The organism is Pseudomonas sp. MWU318 (genome assembly GCF_016756945.1).
GTDB classification, from domain to species: Bacteria; Pseudomonadota; Gammaproteobacteria; order Pseudomonadales; family Pseudomonadaceae; genus Aquipseudomonas; species Aquipseudomonas putida_A.
Genome location: NZ_JAESJL010000004.1, coordinates 268580 through 282424, shown reverse-complemented (window position 1 = coordinate 282424; position 13845 = coordinate 268580). Strand labels below are relative to the sequence as shown.

The 13845-nt window shown below is 61.8% G+C and carries 13 protein-coding genes; 7 read left to right on the top strand and 6 right to left on the bottom strand.

What is annotated here, in order from left to right; translation table 11 throughout:
- Positions 1-136: 136 nt before the first annotated feature.
- The gene (locus JN524_RS12305) at positions 137-2584 is read right to left on the bottom strand and encodes a penicillin acylase family protein (protein ID WP_202369510.1); all 2448 of its coding nucleotides are present in this window, start codon (positions 2582-2584) and stop codon (positions 137-139) included.
- A gap of 344 nt (positions 2585-2928) precedes the next feature.
- Here JN524_RS12305 and JN524_RS12300 point away from each other — a divergent pair, with 344 nt between their 5' ends.
- Positions 2929-3486 carry a cysteine hydrolase family protein gene (locus tag JN524_RS12300; RefSeq protein ID WP_202369509.1) on the top strand — a complete coding sequence of 186 codons (558 nt, stop codon included), beginning with the start codon at positions 2929-2931 and terminating at the stop codon, positions 3484-3486.
- Between the two features lie 192 nt (positions 3487-3678).
- Here JN524_RS12300 and JN524_RS12295 read toward each other — a convergent pair whose 3' ends face one another.
- From JN524_RS12295 to JN524_RS12280, 4 genes are all read right to left on the bottom strand, one after another.
- Positions 3679-3882: an SEC-C metal-binding domain-containing protein gene (locus JN524_RS12295; RefSeq protein WP_003198420.1), complete on the bottom strand. Its 204-nt coding sequence runs from the start codon at positions 3880-3882 to the stop codon at positions 3679-3681.
- The gene (locus tag JN524_RS12290; protein WP_202369508.1) at positions 3879-4373 is read right to left on the bottom strand and encodes an LEA type 2 family protein; all 495 of its coding nucleotides are present in this window, start codon (positions 4371-4373) and stop codon (positions 3879-3881) included. The genes JN524_RS12295 and JN524_RS12290 overlap by 4 nt, the downstream gene beginning before the upstream one ends.
- Before the next feature lie 112 nt (positions 4374-4485).
- On the bottom strand, positions 4486-4962 hold the full coding sequence (locus tag JN524_RS12285; RefSeq protein WP_202369507.1) for a YchJ family protein: 477 nt from the start codon (positions 4960-4962) through the stop codon (positions 4486-4488).
- 4 nt (positions 4963-4966) lie between these two features.
- Positions 4967-5464 carry a DUF6231 family protein gene (locus tag JN524_RS12280; RefSeq protein ID WP_183781495.1) on the bottom strand — a complete coding sequence of 166 codons (498 nt, stop codon included), beginning with the start codon at positions 5462-5464 and terminating at the stop codon, positions 4967-4969.
- A gap of 197 nt (positions 5465-5661) precedes the next feature.
- On the opposite strand from JN524_RS12280, the gene JN524_RS12275 reads away from it, so the two are divergent.
- From JN524_RS12275 to JN524_RS12260, 4 genes are all read left to right on the top strand, one after another.
- A complete protein-coding gene (locus tag JN524_RS12275; protein ID WP_041070618.1) occupies positions 5662-6357 on the top strand; it encodes an OmpA family protein in 696 nt (231 codons plus the stop codon).
- A gap of 90 nt (positions 6358-6447) precedes the next feature.
- The gene (locus JN524_RS12270) at positions 6448-7170 is read left to right on the top strand and encodes an OmpA family protein (protein ID WP_108590261.1); all 723 of its coding nucleotides are present in this window, start codon (positions 6448-6450) and stop codon (positions 7168-7170) included.
- A 162-nt stretch (positions 7171-7332) separates the two neighbouring features.
- Positions 7333-7608 carry a DUF1145 domain-containing protein gene (locus tag JN524_RS12265; RefSeq protein ID WP_202369506.1) on the top strand — a complete coding sequence of 92 codons (276 nt, stop codon included), beginning with the start codon at positions 7333-7335 and terminating at the stop codon, positions 7606-7608.
- Entirely contained in the window at positions 7601-8359 is a 759-nt protein-coding gene (locus tag JN524_RS12260; RefSeq protein WP_202369505.1) for a collagen-like protein, read from the top strand. Before JN524_RS12265 ends, JN524_RS12260 begins: the two co-directional genes overlap by 8 nt.
- Before the next feature lie 179 nt (positions 8360-8538).
- Here the strand turns inward: JN524_RS12260 and JN524_RS12255 are convergent, their stop codons facing one another.
- The gene (locus tag JN524_RS12255; RefSeq protein WP_095138445.1) at positions 8539-9003 is read right to left on the bottom strand and encodes a DUF2269 family protein; all 465 of its coding nucleotides are present in this window, start codon (positions 9001-9003) and stop codon (positions 8539-8541) included.
- Between the two features lie 98 nt (positions 9004-9101).
- Between JN524_RS12255 and dinG the strand changes: the two genes are divergently transcribed.
- Together dinG and JN524_RS12245 are read left to right on the top strand one after the other, a co-directional pair.
- Positions 9102-11246, top strand: a complete 2145-nt coding sequence (gene dinG, locus JN524_RS12250) for an ATP-dependent DNA helicase DinG (protein WP_007968875.1) — start codon at positions 9102-9104, stop codon at positions 11244-11246.
- A 93-nt stretch (positions 11247-11339) separates the two neighbouring features.
- Positions 11340-13679: a beta-galactosidase gene (locus JN524_RS12245; RefSeq protein ID WP_202369504.1), complete on the top strand. Its 2340-nt coding sequence runs from the start codon at positions 11340-11342 to the stop codon at positions 13677-13679.
- Positions 13680-13845: the final 166 nt, after the last annotated feature.

The following is a 13845-nucleotide window of genomic DNA, read 5'->3' as shown; positions in this document are numbered from 1 at the left end:
AGCTACATCGACCTGAAAGTCCGCGTCGATTATGGATTCGGCGCGACGGTTCAGGTCGGTGTATTGCGAAAGAACAACTCCGTCGGTCCCCTCTCCCTTGGGAGAGGGTTAGGGTGAGGGGCTTTTGATCTGTGCCTTACTTGCCCGGTGTGAGGGTCAAACGCGTCTTGCCATACACCCGGTCAAAGTTCTGCGGCTGCATCGGCAAGCCGATGTACTGACCCTTGAGCCACGCATCGATGCCGTTGAGGTAGTTCGGGCTGGCCGGGTTGCCGGACTGGCCGGTGCCGTTCTGGCCCATCAGCGGCTCAGCCTGGCTGAAATCGACGATGAAACGCATCGACGGCGCCCGCGTGGTGTTGAAGTCCTTGCCCCAGGTAAACGCCGAGGTATTGAGCGTGGTGTGATCGCCACCGGCTGCCAGCGGGCCGCGAACGGTCTGGCCGTTGGCGTTTTTCCACGTGTAGCTGTGCAGTTTTCCCCACTGCCAGGCCTTGTGATCGCCACCCAACTGACTGTCGCCAGCGTTGATCGCGGCGGCCAGACTGCGCGCCAGAATCACGGCTTTGTCTTCTTTCTGCGGGGTACGCAAGTCATCCCAGAACGGGCTGTCTTCGCGCCCCAGCAGGTGATCGGCCTGCGCCGCGTAGGACAAGTCGCCATTGGCAACAAAGGCTTTCCACGCCGGACTCGACTCGGGGCCGAGCTCATCGAGGAAGATCTGCTTCATGCTTTCTTGCAGAAACAGTTCATAGATCGCCGCATCCGCCGAGGTCGGGCTGAGCTTGCCGTCAAACGCCATCAATCGGGTGAACGCCTCGCGCGCCTTGCTGCGATCGGCTTCCGGCAGGGCTTCGATCGCCTGTTTCAGCGGCTGCTTCATGCCCGGCGCTTCAAACATTTTCTTCAGCTTGGCAGCGAAGGTGGTGGTCTGGTCGTACTGCATGGCGATCACGCTGCGACCGTCCTGCTTGCCGCTGCCGGCCAGCTCTGCCAGGCGCTCGCCACGTTCTGGCGCTGCCCAGGAGTTAGACAACTGCATGCCGTAGCCGTGAGGAATGACCCGCTGGTTGGCGGTGCCGAGCCAGCCCTGGGTCGGATCCTGATCGTACGGGTGCAACATCGGGTCGGCATAACCGTCCCAGTCGTAGCGACCCTCCCAGCCCGGCGATGGCAGCAGGCCTTCGCCTTCGCGACGGTTGGGGAAACGTCCGGTGACTTGCCAGCCAATATTGCTGGCGTCGGCGAACACCATGTTCAGGGCGATGGCGCGGATCTCGCGGCTGGCGTCTGACGCGCGTTCAACGTTCTGCGCACGGGTCAGGTCGAAAAATGCGTCCAGCGATTTGTCGTCGGTGAAGCTCGGGGTTTGCAGGGCCAGGCCAAAACCGTTGCCCTGTACGGCCTGAGCACTGTTGAGCAGCGCGCCGTGGCGGGTTTCGTACACCGCTTCGCGAATCGGCCGCTGGCCTTTGACGAAATAGGTTTCGTTGCGCACGCCCAGCGGCTGCCATTTGCCATTGACCTCATAGGTCAGGCTGTTGCCCTGACGGCGGATTTTTTCCAGGAACAGGTCCTGGTTGTCGCCGAGCACACTGGTGGCGCTCCACGCGACTTTGCCGTTGAAGCCACCGAGCACCATCGGCAGACCGGCGACAGTGACGCCGGCAGCCTGATATTTCGGCGCGCGGATCTGCACGAAGGTCCACAGCGACGGTGCCGCCAGCGGGCCATGGCTGTCGCTGGCGAGAATGCTCTTGCCGCTGCGGCTGCGTTGCGGGGCGATGGCCCAGTTGTTCGAGGTGCTGGCGCCCAGCAGATTCACCGCCGCCAATTGTTGGCTGGCGTTGCTCAGCTCCGTCAGGCCGGGGATCTGCCCGTTGAGCTTGAGGCCTTGCAGCTTGTCGGCCTCGGCCATTGGCAAGTTCTCGTCCGGTGCGGACGGGGTCAGCCAGGCGAGTTTGTCGCTGCTCACGGTTTGCGCCAGCACCAGCGAGGAAATCTCTTCCGGCAGGTTGGCCGATTGACTGAAGTTCAGTAGCGCGAACATCAGCGCCGAATCTTCCGGTTTCCAGTATTCCGGCTTGTAGCCGCTGGACGCGAGGTCGCCCGGCAGTTTGTCGGCGTAGCGGAACAGGTAGGCGTTGACGCCCCGCGCATAGACTTCGAAGAAACGCTTGAGGCGTGGCGACGAGGCCTTGTACAGCTCGTCGGCGCTTTTCTTCAGGTTGACCGCGCGCATGTAGCGGTCGGCGTCGAGCATCGATGCACCGGACATTTCCGCCAGACGGCCCTGGGCCAACAGGCGCAGGGTGACCATCTGGTTGATGCGGTCGCTGGCATGCACGTAACCGAGGGTGAACAGTGCGTCGTGGAAGCTGTTGCTTTCGATCAACGGCATGCCCATGGCATTGCGTCGTACCGAAACGTTCTGCGCCAGGCCCTTGAGCGGTTGCACGCCGGAGGTGGGCGGGAGGGTGTCCTGCGCGTTCCAGGTCTGGCAACCGGACAGGCTCAAGACACCGGTCAGTGCTGCGGCAACGCCGAACCGGGGAAGAAAATGTGTAAGGGCTGGCGAGGCCATGGCAAAGCTCCTGCGGGGGTGTAGAGGCTGGGGGCGCAATAAAGCCGCTACGTTAGTGAGCAGGAGGTGGCCGCGCAAGCGGGGGACAAACTTATTTGTGAGGTGTGACAGAACCTGTGGTGAGGGGATTTATCCCCGATGGGCAGCGCAGCAGCCCCAAACCTGCCATCTCGGTGGGTCAGCTCTGTCTCGGTTGCAGGAATTAGGGCCGCTTCGCTGCCCATCGGGGATAAATCCCCTCACCACAAAGCGCTTCAATCTGCCGTGTTCGATAGCTTGCTTAATAAGTGGCGGTGATGCTGAAGTGCGGGAAATTCACTGACCCCGCATGAGAAAAAAACGCCATGGAGCTCAAGGCCAACGCGGCACTGATCATCATCGACCAGCAACAAGGCATTCTGCAGCCGCGCCTTGGCAGGCGGAATAATCCACAGGCCGAAGAACGCATGCTCGATTTACTGAGGGCGTGGCGCAGCAGCGGGCGGCCGGTGATTCATGTGCAGCACTTGTCGCGCGAACCCGGTTCGGTGTTCTGGCCCGGGCAGTCAGGGGTGGAATTTCAGCAACGGTTTTTGCCGCAGGACGGCGAATGGCTGATCCAGAAACAGGTGCCGGATGCGTTTTGTGCCACGGGGCTGGAAGCGCAGCTGCATGAGGCGGGGATCGGGCAATTGATCATTGTTGGTGTAGCGACCAACAACTCGGTGGAATCCACAGCGCGCACGGCGGGCAATCTGGGGTTTGAGGCGTGGGTGGCGGAGGACGCGTGTTTCACCTTCGACAAGGCCGATTATTTTGGCACACCGCGTTCAGCCGAAGAGGTGCACGGGATGTCGCTGGGGAACTTGCACGGCGAGTATGCGACGGTGGTCAGTGCTGCGCAGATTCTGGCAGTCGCCTGAGAAACCTGTGGGAGCTGGCTCGCCAGCGATAGCGGAGCGTCAGGCTGCATCAATGCTGGACGTGCCGACCGCATCGCTGGCAAGCCAGCTCCCACAGTGATTGCATTCCAGATGGAGTAATGCGCTCGAAGGTAGGAGTGAGCCTGCTCGCGATGGCGTTCTTTCAGGCGAAGAATATCTTCACCTGAAGCATCAAGCGCCGTGGCACTTCTTGAATTTCTTGCCGTTGCCGCATGGGCAAGGGTCGTTGCGGCCGACGTCTTTCAGGGCGTTGCGCACCGGTTCCTGGTGGGCGTGGCCGCAGTTCGGGCCGTGGACATGACCATGGTCGTGATCGTGATGATGGTCATGATCGTGGTTGCAGTCAGGGCCATGGACATGAGGTTGCTGAGTCATCGGTTGTGCTCCGGAATTAAATCGGCGGGGATTATCACGCCATTGCGCTCCAGGTGCACGTAGTGGGCGATGAATAAACCGGTTTCCATTTCGCCCTGCAATCGATAGGGGATCTGCTGGTTGGGATTTTTCAGCATTTTCACCACGTCTTTTACCCGAGGCCACAGGTTGGTGCGGATCGGTATCCGGTAGAACCCGCTGCTTTTCGGCGCCACGGTAATCCAGTGTTCATGCTCGCCTTCGGCCAGCAGCATATCCGCCAGATGAATGCGATATTCCATGCCGCGCACGGTCAGGTCGCTGTCGTTGGGGTTGTCGATGCGAAAGTGCAGGATGAATTTCTGTTCGAGCAATTTGGCCCGCACCACCTCGACTTTCACCAGGTGCACGGCGGGGTCGATGCTGTCGTCGCCGAACCATGAGGCGCAACCGCCGAGGTTCAGGATCAGCAGCAGGGGAAGAATGTTGAGTGTGCGCCATAGTCCGAGCATGAGTTAACTCCCTTTGCTGGCAGTCTAGACGCTAAAAAGATCGCAGCCTGCGGCAGCTCCTACATGAGTTGCGTCCCCTGTAGGAGCTGCCGCAGGCTGAGATCTTTTGATCCTATGCGCCGAAATACCCCGCACAGCACTTCTTGAACTTCTGTCCGCTCGCACACGGGCACGCATCGTTGCGCCCCAGCTTCAACTGCACGGTCGGGTCGATGAAGTACCAGCGGCCGCTGTTCTGCACGAACGATGAACGCTCGCGGTGGCTGTGTTCGCCCTGGCTGTCGTGCCAGCGTGCGGTGAAGGTGACGAAGGCGTGCTCGGGCTGGCCGCCGAGCACTTCCGAGCTTTCGACCTCAAGGCCGAGCCAGGTGCTCTGCGCGCTCCAGGCGCTGATCGACTGGCGATCCAGACCGGCCTGCTGGGCGGGCAGGGTGGTGGCCACCAGATAATCGATCAGTCCCAGTACGTAGGCGCTGTAGCGTGAACGCATCAGCGCTTCGGCGCACGGCGCCGGGTGGCCTTCGTGATAGTGGCCGCAGCAGGCCTCCAGCAGGTTGCCGCTGCCGCACGGGCAAATGGCTGTACTCATTGCATTACCACCAGTATTTGCCGAAGTTTTCCGGATTGGCCCAGAACCGCGAGTTGAGCCAGTCGGGGACTTGTTTGTAGTCAAGCAGATCGTAGGTGAACAGGGTCAGTACCTGATCGTCACGCTGGAAGCGTTCACTGGCCTGCAGCGCCAGCGAGTAGAAATCGGTTTCCTGCCAGCCGCTGGCCGGCAGATCCGCCAGCACTGCAATGCGACTGGCGTTGAGGTTGCGAATCCCGCCCAGCAGATTCAAGCCGTCACGCTTGGGCAGGTGCTCAAGGCAATCGACCACCAGCGCCAGGTCGAAGCGCCGCGCCGCGAGTTCGGCGGGCAATGCACCGGGTGCGGCGTGGGCCACGCAGGTGTCCGGATGTGCCTGCTTGAAAGCGGCGAGCGCCGGAAATTCGCTGGCGCCGATCAGCAGCAGACGCGCCGGGGCATAGCGATCCAGTAATGCGGCCAGCGCCTGTTGCGGCGTGCGCGGAGAAATGGCGACGTTCATCAAAGCTCCTCAATCAGATCGCCAAGACTAGCGCGCCAGACGGATCCGGCCTAGACCCCGATTTGTCGCGCCTGGCAAAAGTGCCAAATCCCTGTGAACACGCTCCCAAATGCCAGTGGCCTATTGCTGGCGGAGATTAAAACTCCGGTCTTTACTCCGTGAATCGGTTCTAAGCCGATCCCTCAGGAGAAAACCAGATGAGCATAGTTCGGACAGCATTACCTTTGATTCTGCTAACCAGTGTGTTGACTGGTTGCGCAGGTTTGCAGAAAACCGATTGGCCGACCTGTGCGGCGGTCGGTGGTGTGGTCGGTGCGGGCCTCGGTGCGACGGAGAGTTCGGCGTGGGCCGGCTACGGCGCCCTGTTGGTCGGCGGTACGGCAGCAGCCTATTGCTGGGTGCACGGCGATGGCGACGAAGACGGCGATGGTGTGCCGGACAGTCGCGACAAGTGCCCGCACACCCCTAAAGGCGTGCAGGTCGATGCTGACGGCTGCCCACCACCTGCCCCTGCGCCAGTGGTAGAGGAGGCGGTTGTGGTCAAGGAAGAAACCATCGTCATTCGCGATGTGCACTTCCAGTTCGACAAAGCCACCCTGACCGGCTCCGACAAACAGGTGCTGGATAAAGTTGCCACGCGCCTGAAACAAGAGTCGTCCACGGCGCAACTGACCGTGACCGGCCACACCGACAGCGTCGGCAGCGATGCCTACAACAAGAAACTGTCGGATCGCCGTGCGCACTCGGTGGTGGAATACCTGATCCAGCAAGGTGTGCCGCGTGCCAGCTTCGTTTCGGTCTCGGGCATGGGTGAAAGCCAGCCAGTGGCGGATAACAAAACCGCTGACGGTCGCGCACAGAACCGTCGTACCGAAATCAAAATCGTCCGCTAGCCCCTCTCGCATCCGCGGCTTGTGCAGTCGCGGATGCGGGTCTTTACTCCTGTGTAACCGGTATGGGCCGGTGACACAGGAGCTTTCACAATGACTGTTTTCTCAAGGTCCGTCTTGCCGGTGCTGCTGCTGGGCAGCCTGCTCACCGGTTGCGCCACTCATAGCGATGGCGATGCACCCCTCAATCAACGTACGTGGCCGATCTGCAGCCTGATCGGCGGGCTGGTCGGTGGCGGTCTTGGTGCCATTGAAAGTGGCGGCTGGGCCGGTGGCGGTGCGGCGCTGGGGATTCTGACTGGCGGGCTGATCTGTTATGCCCAGGATGGCGATGAAGACGGCGATGGCGTGTTCGACCGTCGCGACCGTTGCCCTGACACCCCGGCCAATACCCCGGTCGATCATCGTGGCTGTCCGCTGCCGCAATACCCGGTCACTGCAAAAGCCCCCGAGCCTGCGCCGCAAACGGAAGTCATCACCCTCAGCGATGCCGGTAATGTACTGTTCGATTTCGACAAGTCGGACCTTACCCCGGCCGCCAAGGCCCAGCTCGACACGCTGATGGACAAGTTGCGCAACGCCGACGTGGTCAGCATCAAGGTCATCGGTCATACCGACAGTAAAGGTTCGGACGCCTATAACCAGGCACTGTCGGAACGACGCGCCAGCAGCGTGGCGGCGTACCTGCTGAGTCAGGGCCTGGCGCCGGACAAACTGACCAGTGAAGGGCGCGGCGAGAGCGAGCCGGTGGCCGATAACGCAACGGACGAGGGACGGGCGAAAAACCGTCGGGTGGAGTTGCATATCAATCGCTAGGACTTGTCTGTAGTCCGCAGGCTAGAGCTGCCGGTCGACGATCGTCGTCGAACCGGCAGCGATCCGACGACTGACAAATGTTTTTTCTTTTGCCCCTCTGGCTTATCCCCCGCGTAAGCCGTTACTGTGCGCCCAAAGAATAATTCCGACACGGGGGAGCGTATGAAGGTTTTCTGGGGGCTGGGGCGTTTGCTGACCCTGCTGTTCTGGTGCGTGGTGGTGGTCAATCTGCTGCTGCCGTTTGTGCATCCGCTGCATGCGCTGGTCAATCTGGCCGGTGCCTCGCTGCTGGTGCTGCATGTGCTGGAGTTGCTTTTCTCGCGCCTCAAAGGGCGTCCCAACCCGTGGCGCGACCGTCTGCGCATCCTGCTGTTCGGCGTTTTTCACCTGCAAACCATCCCGGCCCCGGCCGCTCCGGAGGCTTCTTCCCATGCGTAAACTTTGCCTGCTCGCTGCATTCATCAGTCCTCTGGCCAGCGCCCAGGTGGTCAGCGTCGAAACCAACTCCCTGATGCGTTTGCCCAACACCGCCAGCACCCTGCAGCTGGAACGCCTGGAAGTGGCGGACTACGGCACCTTGCTGATTCCTGCCAATGTGACCGAGCTGACTGTCGGTGAATTGCGTCTGGGCCATGAAGCACGCATCGCGATTGTTCCGAGCGAACAGGCGCTGGACATGAAAGTCATTCGTGCCGAACTGTCCGAAGGCAGCCTGATCACCGCACGTGGCGCGCCGGGCACCTATGAAAAAGCTGCCCGTGCCGGGCGCAATCTGAATTTGCAGTTCAAGGCGCTGAACGCGCCAAAACTGTTTGTCGATGCCCGTGGCGGGACCGGTGCACCGGGTTTCGTCGGCCTGGATGGCGGCAACGGCGAAGAACCGGGCTGCACCTGGGGCGCGGCCGGTCATGGTTTTGACGGCAGCAATGGTAGCGACGGTCAGCCGGGTGCACCGGGTGCGTTGGTGCGTCTTGAAGTGCCGCGCGAGTTTCCGGCCGAGCTGATCAAGGTCAACGTTGCTGGCGGCGCCGGTGGTCCAGCGGGTGTTGGCGGCAAGGCGGGCAAGGGCGGCCAGTCCAAGGGCTGCCTGGTGTATCGCGCCGATGGTGGCAAGAACGGCAAGGCCGGGGCGGATGGTCAGCCTGGGCCGGTGGGTGCGCCGGGGGCGGTGACCGTGCAACGCCTCTAAAACACCGTATTTCTTAATTGTGGTGAGGGGATTTATCCCCGATGGGCTGCGAAGCAGCCCACTCCAGATACCGCGTTTCTTCAGATTGAACGCGTCAGCTGATTTGGGGCCGCTTCGCGCGCCATCGGGGATAAATCCCCTCACCACAACAGTGTTCACAGCGCAAAAAATGGGGTGGGTCAGAACATCGGCCGCGCCGCCGCAATCGCCACCAGCACCAACCCGACGATCAAGTTGATCCCCACCACCCGGCGAATCCGCCCCAGCACTGCCGCGCCCGCCGGCCAGTCCTTGGCTTCCACCGCTTTACGCAATTCCGGCAGCATCAAACCCTGAATCCGGATAAACAGCGCCGTCATCACCACGTACAGCCCGATCATCACCTGCACGTACTTCGGCGCGGTCTCGAAACCGACCTGCTGTAAATGCAACATGCCCACGCCGCTGATCGGCAACAGGATCACCGCGACCCAGACCCAGCGGAAAAAACCTTGAAACACTTCTACCCACAAGGTCAGGCGGGCAGGGCCGTCGAGCGCCTTCACCGCCGCGGGGCGCAGGACCATCCAGGCGAAAAACATGCCGCCGACCCAGACCAGGGCGGAAAGGACATGCAGCGGATAAACGAGGCTAAAAGGTGTCATTGGGGTACTCCGTTCTGCGCGGGACTGATTAGCGGGGTATGATAGCGGCCGATCCGAACTACTGAAAATTTATCCAGCGTTTTTACGCCCGACATTCAATGATCAGCACTGAACTCAAAACCACGATCCAGGGCGCCTATTCGCGTTTTCTTGAAGCCAAGAGCCTCAAACCGCGTTATGGCCAGCGCCTGATGATCGCCGAAGTCGCCAAAGTCCTCGGGGATATCGACACCGACGACGAAGGCCGGCGCAGTGGCGACCCCGCGATTGTCGCGGTGGAAGCCGGCACCGGTACCGGCAAGACCGTGGCCTACAGCCTGGCCGCGATTCCGACGGCGAAGCTGGCCGGCAAACGCCTGGTGATCGCCACCGCCACCGTGGCCCTGCAAGAGCAGATCGTCTACAAGGACTTGCCCGACCTGATGCGCAACAGCGGCCTGAACTTCAGCTTCGCGCTGGCCAAGGGCCGTGGCCGCTACATGTGCCTGTCCAAGCTCGACATGCTGCTGCAGGAAGGCCACGCGCAAACCGCCACCGCGCAGCTGTTCGAAGAGGAAGGCTTCAAGATCGAGGTCGACGAGGCCAGTCAGAAGCTGTTCACCAGCATGATCGAGAAGCTCGCCGGCAATAAATGGGACGGCGACCGCGACAGCTGGCCCAACGCGCTGGAAGACGCCGACTGGGCGCGCCTGACCACCGATCACAGCCAGTGCACCAACCGTCATTGCCCGAACTTCGGCCAGTGCGCCTTCTACAAGGCGCGCGAAGGCATGGGCAAGGTCGATGTGATCGTTACCAACCACGACATGGTGCTGGCTGACCTCGCCCTCGGCGGCGGCGCGGTACTGCCGGATCCGCGCGACACCATTTACGTATTCGACGAAGGTCACCATTTGCCGGACAAGGCCATCGGCCACTTCGCCCACTACACGCGCCTGCGTTCCACCGCCGACTGGCTGGAAACCACCGCGAAGAACCTCACCAAACTGTTGGCCCAACATCCGCTGCCGGGCGATCTCGGCAAGCTGATCGAACAAGTGCCCGAGCTGGCGCGGGAGATCAAGACCCAGCAGCAATTCATGTTCACCGCGTGCGAGCAGATTGCCGATTTCAAGCCCGGCGAAGACGTCGAGGGTCGCGAGCGGCCACGCCATCGTTTCGTCGGCGGGGTGATTCCCGAGCACATGCGCGAAATGGGCATCGAGCTGAAAAAGGGCTACTCGCGGCTCAATGATCTGTTCACCCGCCTGACCGACCTGCTCAAGGAAGGCATGGACGGCGAGGTCAACATCGGCATCGCCAGCAATCAGGCCGAGGAGTGGTATCCGCTGTTCGGCAGCCTGTTGTCGCGGGCGTCGGGCAACTGGGAGTTGTGGACCGCGTTCACCGCCGAAGACCCGGAAGACAGCCCGCCGATGGCCCGCTGGCTGACGCTGGCGGAGAGCGGTTCGCTGTTCGACATCGAGGTCAACGCCAGCCCGATTCTCGCCGCCGAAACCCTGCGTCGCAGCCTGTGGAACGTGGCGTACGGCTGTCTGGTTACGTCGGCAACGCTGACCGCGCTGGGCACCTTCGACCGGTTCCGCATGCGCGCCGGCCTGCCGAAAAAAGCCGTCACCGCCGTGGTGCCGAGCCCGTTCCATCACGCCGATGCCGGTGTGCTGCGGGTCCCGGACCTGAAGGCCGACCCACGCGACGCCGCCGCTCACACCGCGGCGATCATCCGCGAGTTGCCGGATCTGGTCGAAGGTTCGCGCGGCACGCTGGTGCTGTTCTCTTCGCGCAAACAGATGCAGGACGTGTTCGACGGTCTCGACCGTGACTGGCGCAAGCAGGTGTTCATTCAAGGCAACCTGTCGAAACAGGAAACCCTGAACAAGCACAAGGCGCGGGTCGATGGCGGCGATTCCAGCGTGCTCTTCGGCCTCGCCAGTTTCGCCGAAGGGGTGGACTTGCCGGGTGCGTACTGCGAGCACGTGGTGATCGCCAAGATCCCGTTCTCGGTGCCGGACGATCCGGTCGAGGCGGCGCTGTCGGAGTGGATTGAGGCCCGTGGCGGCAATCCGTTCATGGAGATCTCGGTGCCCGACGCTTCGCTCAAGCTGGTCCAGGCCTGCGGGCGTCTGCTGCGTACCGAAGAAGACCGCGGCACCATCACTTTGCTCGATCGGCGCCTGGTCACCCAGCGCTACGGCAAGGCGATCCTCAATGCGTTGCCGCCATTCCGTCGTGAAATATCCTGAGACAACGGTGGGCAGTTTTGCCCGCCGCGTTGTCTATCTCTCCGCCATTGCTTTTCCATTGGCCTTTTGGTCGTTAGGGAGAACTCCGTTCTTATGATTCGCCGCTCGTTGCCTGCCGTGTTTGCCTTGATCTTCGCCGCCCCGTTGCTGGCGGCGCCTGCCGGTCAGCAGACCCTGTTCAACTTCGTCCGTCCTGCCGACGTGGTGAAAGTCGTCACCGAAAACACTGACCTGCCACAAGCCAACGCCGAGCAAACTCCGGAAGGTGAAGTGCTGCGCCGGGTGACATTCAACCCGGTAGCCCGTCCGACCCTGCGCCTGACTCCGCAGACCGGCGCCTGGGACTGGTCGCAGTCGGGCATGATGAGCCTGCGTCTGCAGAGTGCAATGAACTGGGCCGTGACGGTCTATGTGCAAATCCAGAGCAACAACGGCCAGACCCTGACCAGCCGCGTCGACTTGCCGGCGGGACCCGCGCAAACCCTGCTGGTGCCATTGGTGGCGACTTCGCCGCTGAGCCAGGGCATGAAGGCCGGGCCGCCGATGCCGATGACCGTCGATGGCCAGCGGATTCTGCTGGCCAGCAGCAGCGGTGAACTGGATCGTAGCCAAGTGGTGTCAGTGAGCCTGTGGATGGATCAGCCGAAAGCCGCGCAGAGCCTGCTGCTCGAACGTTTCGGCGTGCAGGACGGCGATGCTGTGACCCAGGCCGTCTACGGCAATCTGGTGGATGCCTACGGTCAATCGACCCGCAGCAAATGGCCGGAAAAAATCAGCAACGACGAACAACTGAAATCCGCCGCCGCCAAGGAACAGCAACAGCTGAAAACCTGGCTGGCTGAGCGCGAAAAGTCTTCGCTGGACAAATTCGGTGGCTGGAACAAAGGCCCGGCGTTCAAGGCCAGCGGCTTTTTCCGCACTGAAAAACGTGACGGGCGCTGGTATCTGGTGACGCCGGAAGGGCATCCGTTCTATTCGCTGGGGGTCAACACCGTTAGCCCGCAGGTCAACCAGACCTACGTCGCCGGGCGTGAGTGGATGTTCGAATCCCTGCCCAAGGCCGACGAGCCGCTCGCCAGCCATTTCGGCGAGGGCGACAACCGTGGCGGCAACGGTGCCGATCAGGGCCGTGGCTATGGCAACGGGCGCTGGTACGATTTCTATGGTGCCAACCTGCAACGCCTGTACGGCGAACCTTGCGCAGCACCGGCGCAAGCCGAACCGGCAGCCGCGCCGTGCAAGGCCACGGTCGATCAGCAGAAGTGGGCCACGCATACCCTCGACCGCCTGCAGGCCTGGGGTTTCAACACCGTCGGCAACTGGAGTGCCGACTCGCTTGCCGACGCCGAGCGGGTGCCGTACACCTTGCCGCTGTCGATCGTCGGCGACTACACCAGCATCAGCACCGGCAGCGACTGGTGGGGCGGCATGCCTGACCCGTTCGACCCGCGTTTCGCCATGGCCACCGAACGCGCCGTGGCCATCGCCGCTCGCGATCATCGTGATGATCCGTGGCTGATCGGCTACTACGCCGACAACGAACTGGCCTGGGCCGGCCCCGGCGACGACCCGCAGTCGCGCTACGCCCTGGCCTACGGCACATTGAAAATGACCACCGACGTGCCGGCCAAGCGCGCATTCCTCAAGCAACTGCGCGACAAGTACCGCAATCAGGCGGGCCTGTCGAAAGCGTGGGGCATTGATCTGCCGGCGTGGGAATTGATGGAAGACCCGGGTTTCGTGCCGCCGATGCCGAATCCGGAGCACCCGGAAATCGAAAACGACTTCAAATACTTCCAGAAAGTGTTCGCCGACACCTACTTCAAGACCATCTCCGATTCGCTGAAGTGGCACGCGCCGAATCAGTTGCTGCTCGGTGGCCGTTTCGCCACCAGCACTCCGGAAGCGGTGGCGTCCTGCGCGCAGTATTGCGACGTGTTGAGTTTCAATATGTACACGTTGAAACCGCAGGACGGCTATGACTTCGCCGCTCTGCGCGCGCTCGACAAACCGGTACTGATCACCGAATTCAACTTCGGCTCCAGTGATCGTGGCCCGTTCTGGGGTGGCGTGACGCAACTGGCCAAGGAAGAAGACCGTGGCCCGGCGTATGCCAATTTCCTCAAACAGGCGCTGAGTGAACCGTCGATTGTCGGCGTGCACTGGTTCCAGTATCTGGATCAACCGGTGACCGGGCGTCTGCTCGATGGCGAGAACGGGCACTTTGGTCTGGTGGGGATTACCGATCTGCCGTATCAGGGCTTTGTCGAGGCGGTACGCAAGAGCAACCTGCAGGCAGTTGATCAGTTGGGCAAAGAGGCTGAGAAGGCCGTCGCCGCTGCCGGTCATGAAGCTGAAGGCGGCAGAAAAGGCGAGGCCGGCAAAGGCCCGGGGGCCGGGCATGCGGGTGGGCATTCGGGGAATGGTCACTGAGGTTTGATGCCTTAAAGATCGCAGCCTTCGGCAGCTCCTACAGGGAATGCGTAATTTTGTAGGAGCTGCCGCAGGCTGCGATCTTTTGATTTTGCCTTGAAATGACCACCCGGCCCGCAGCTGTTCCCAAATCCCTCAAGGGCTGGAACAATGCGGGCCACTTTGT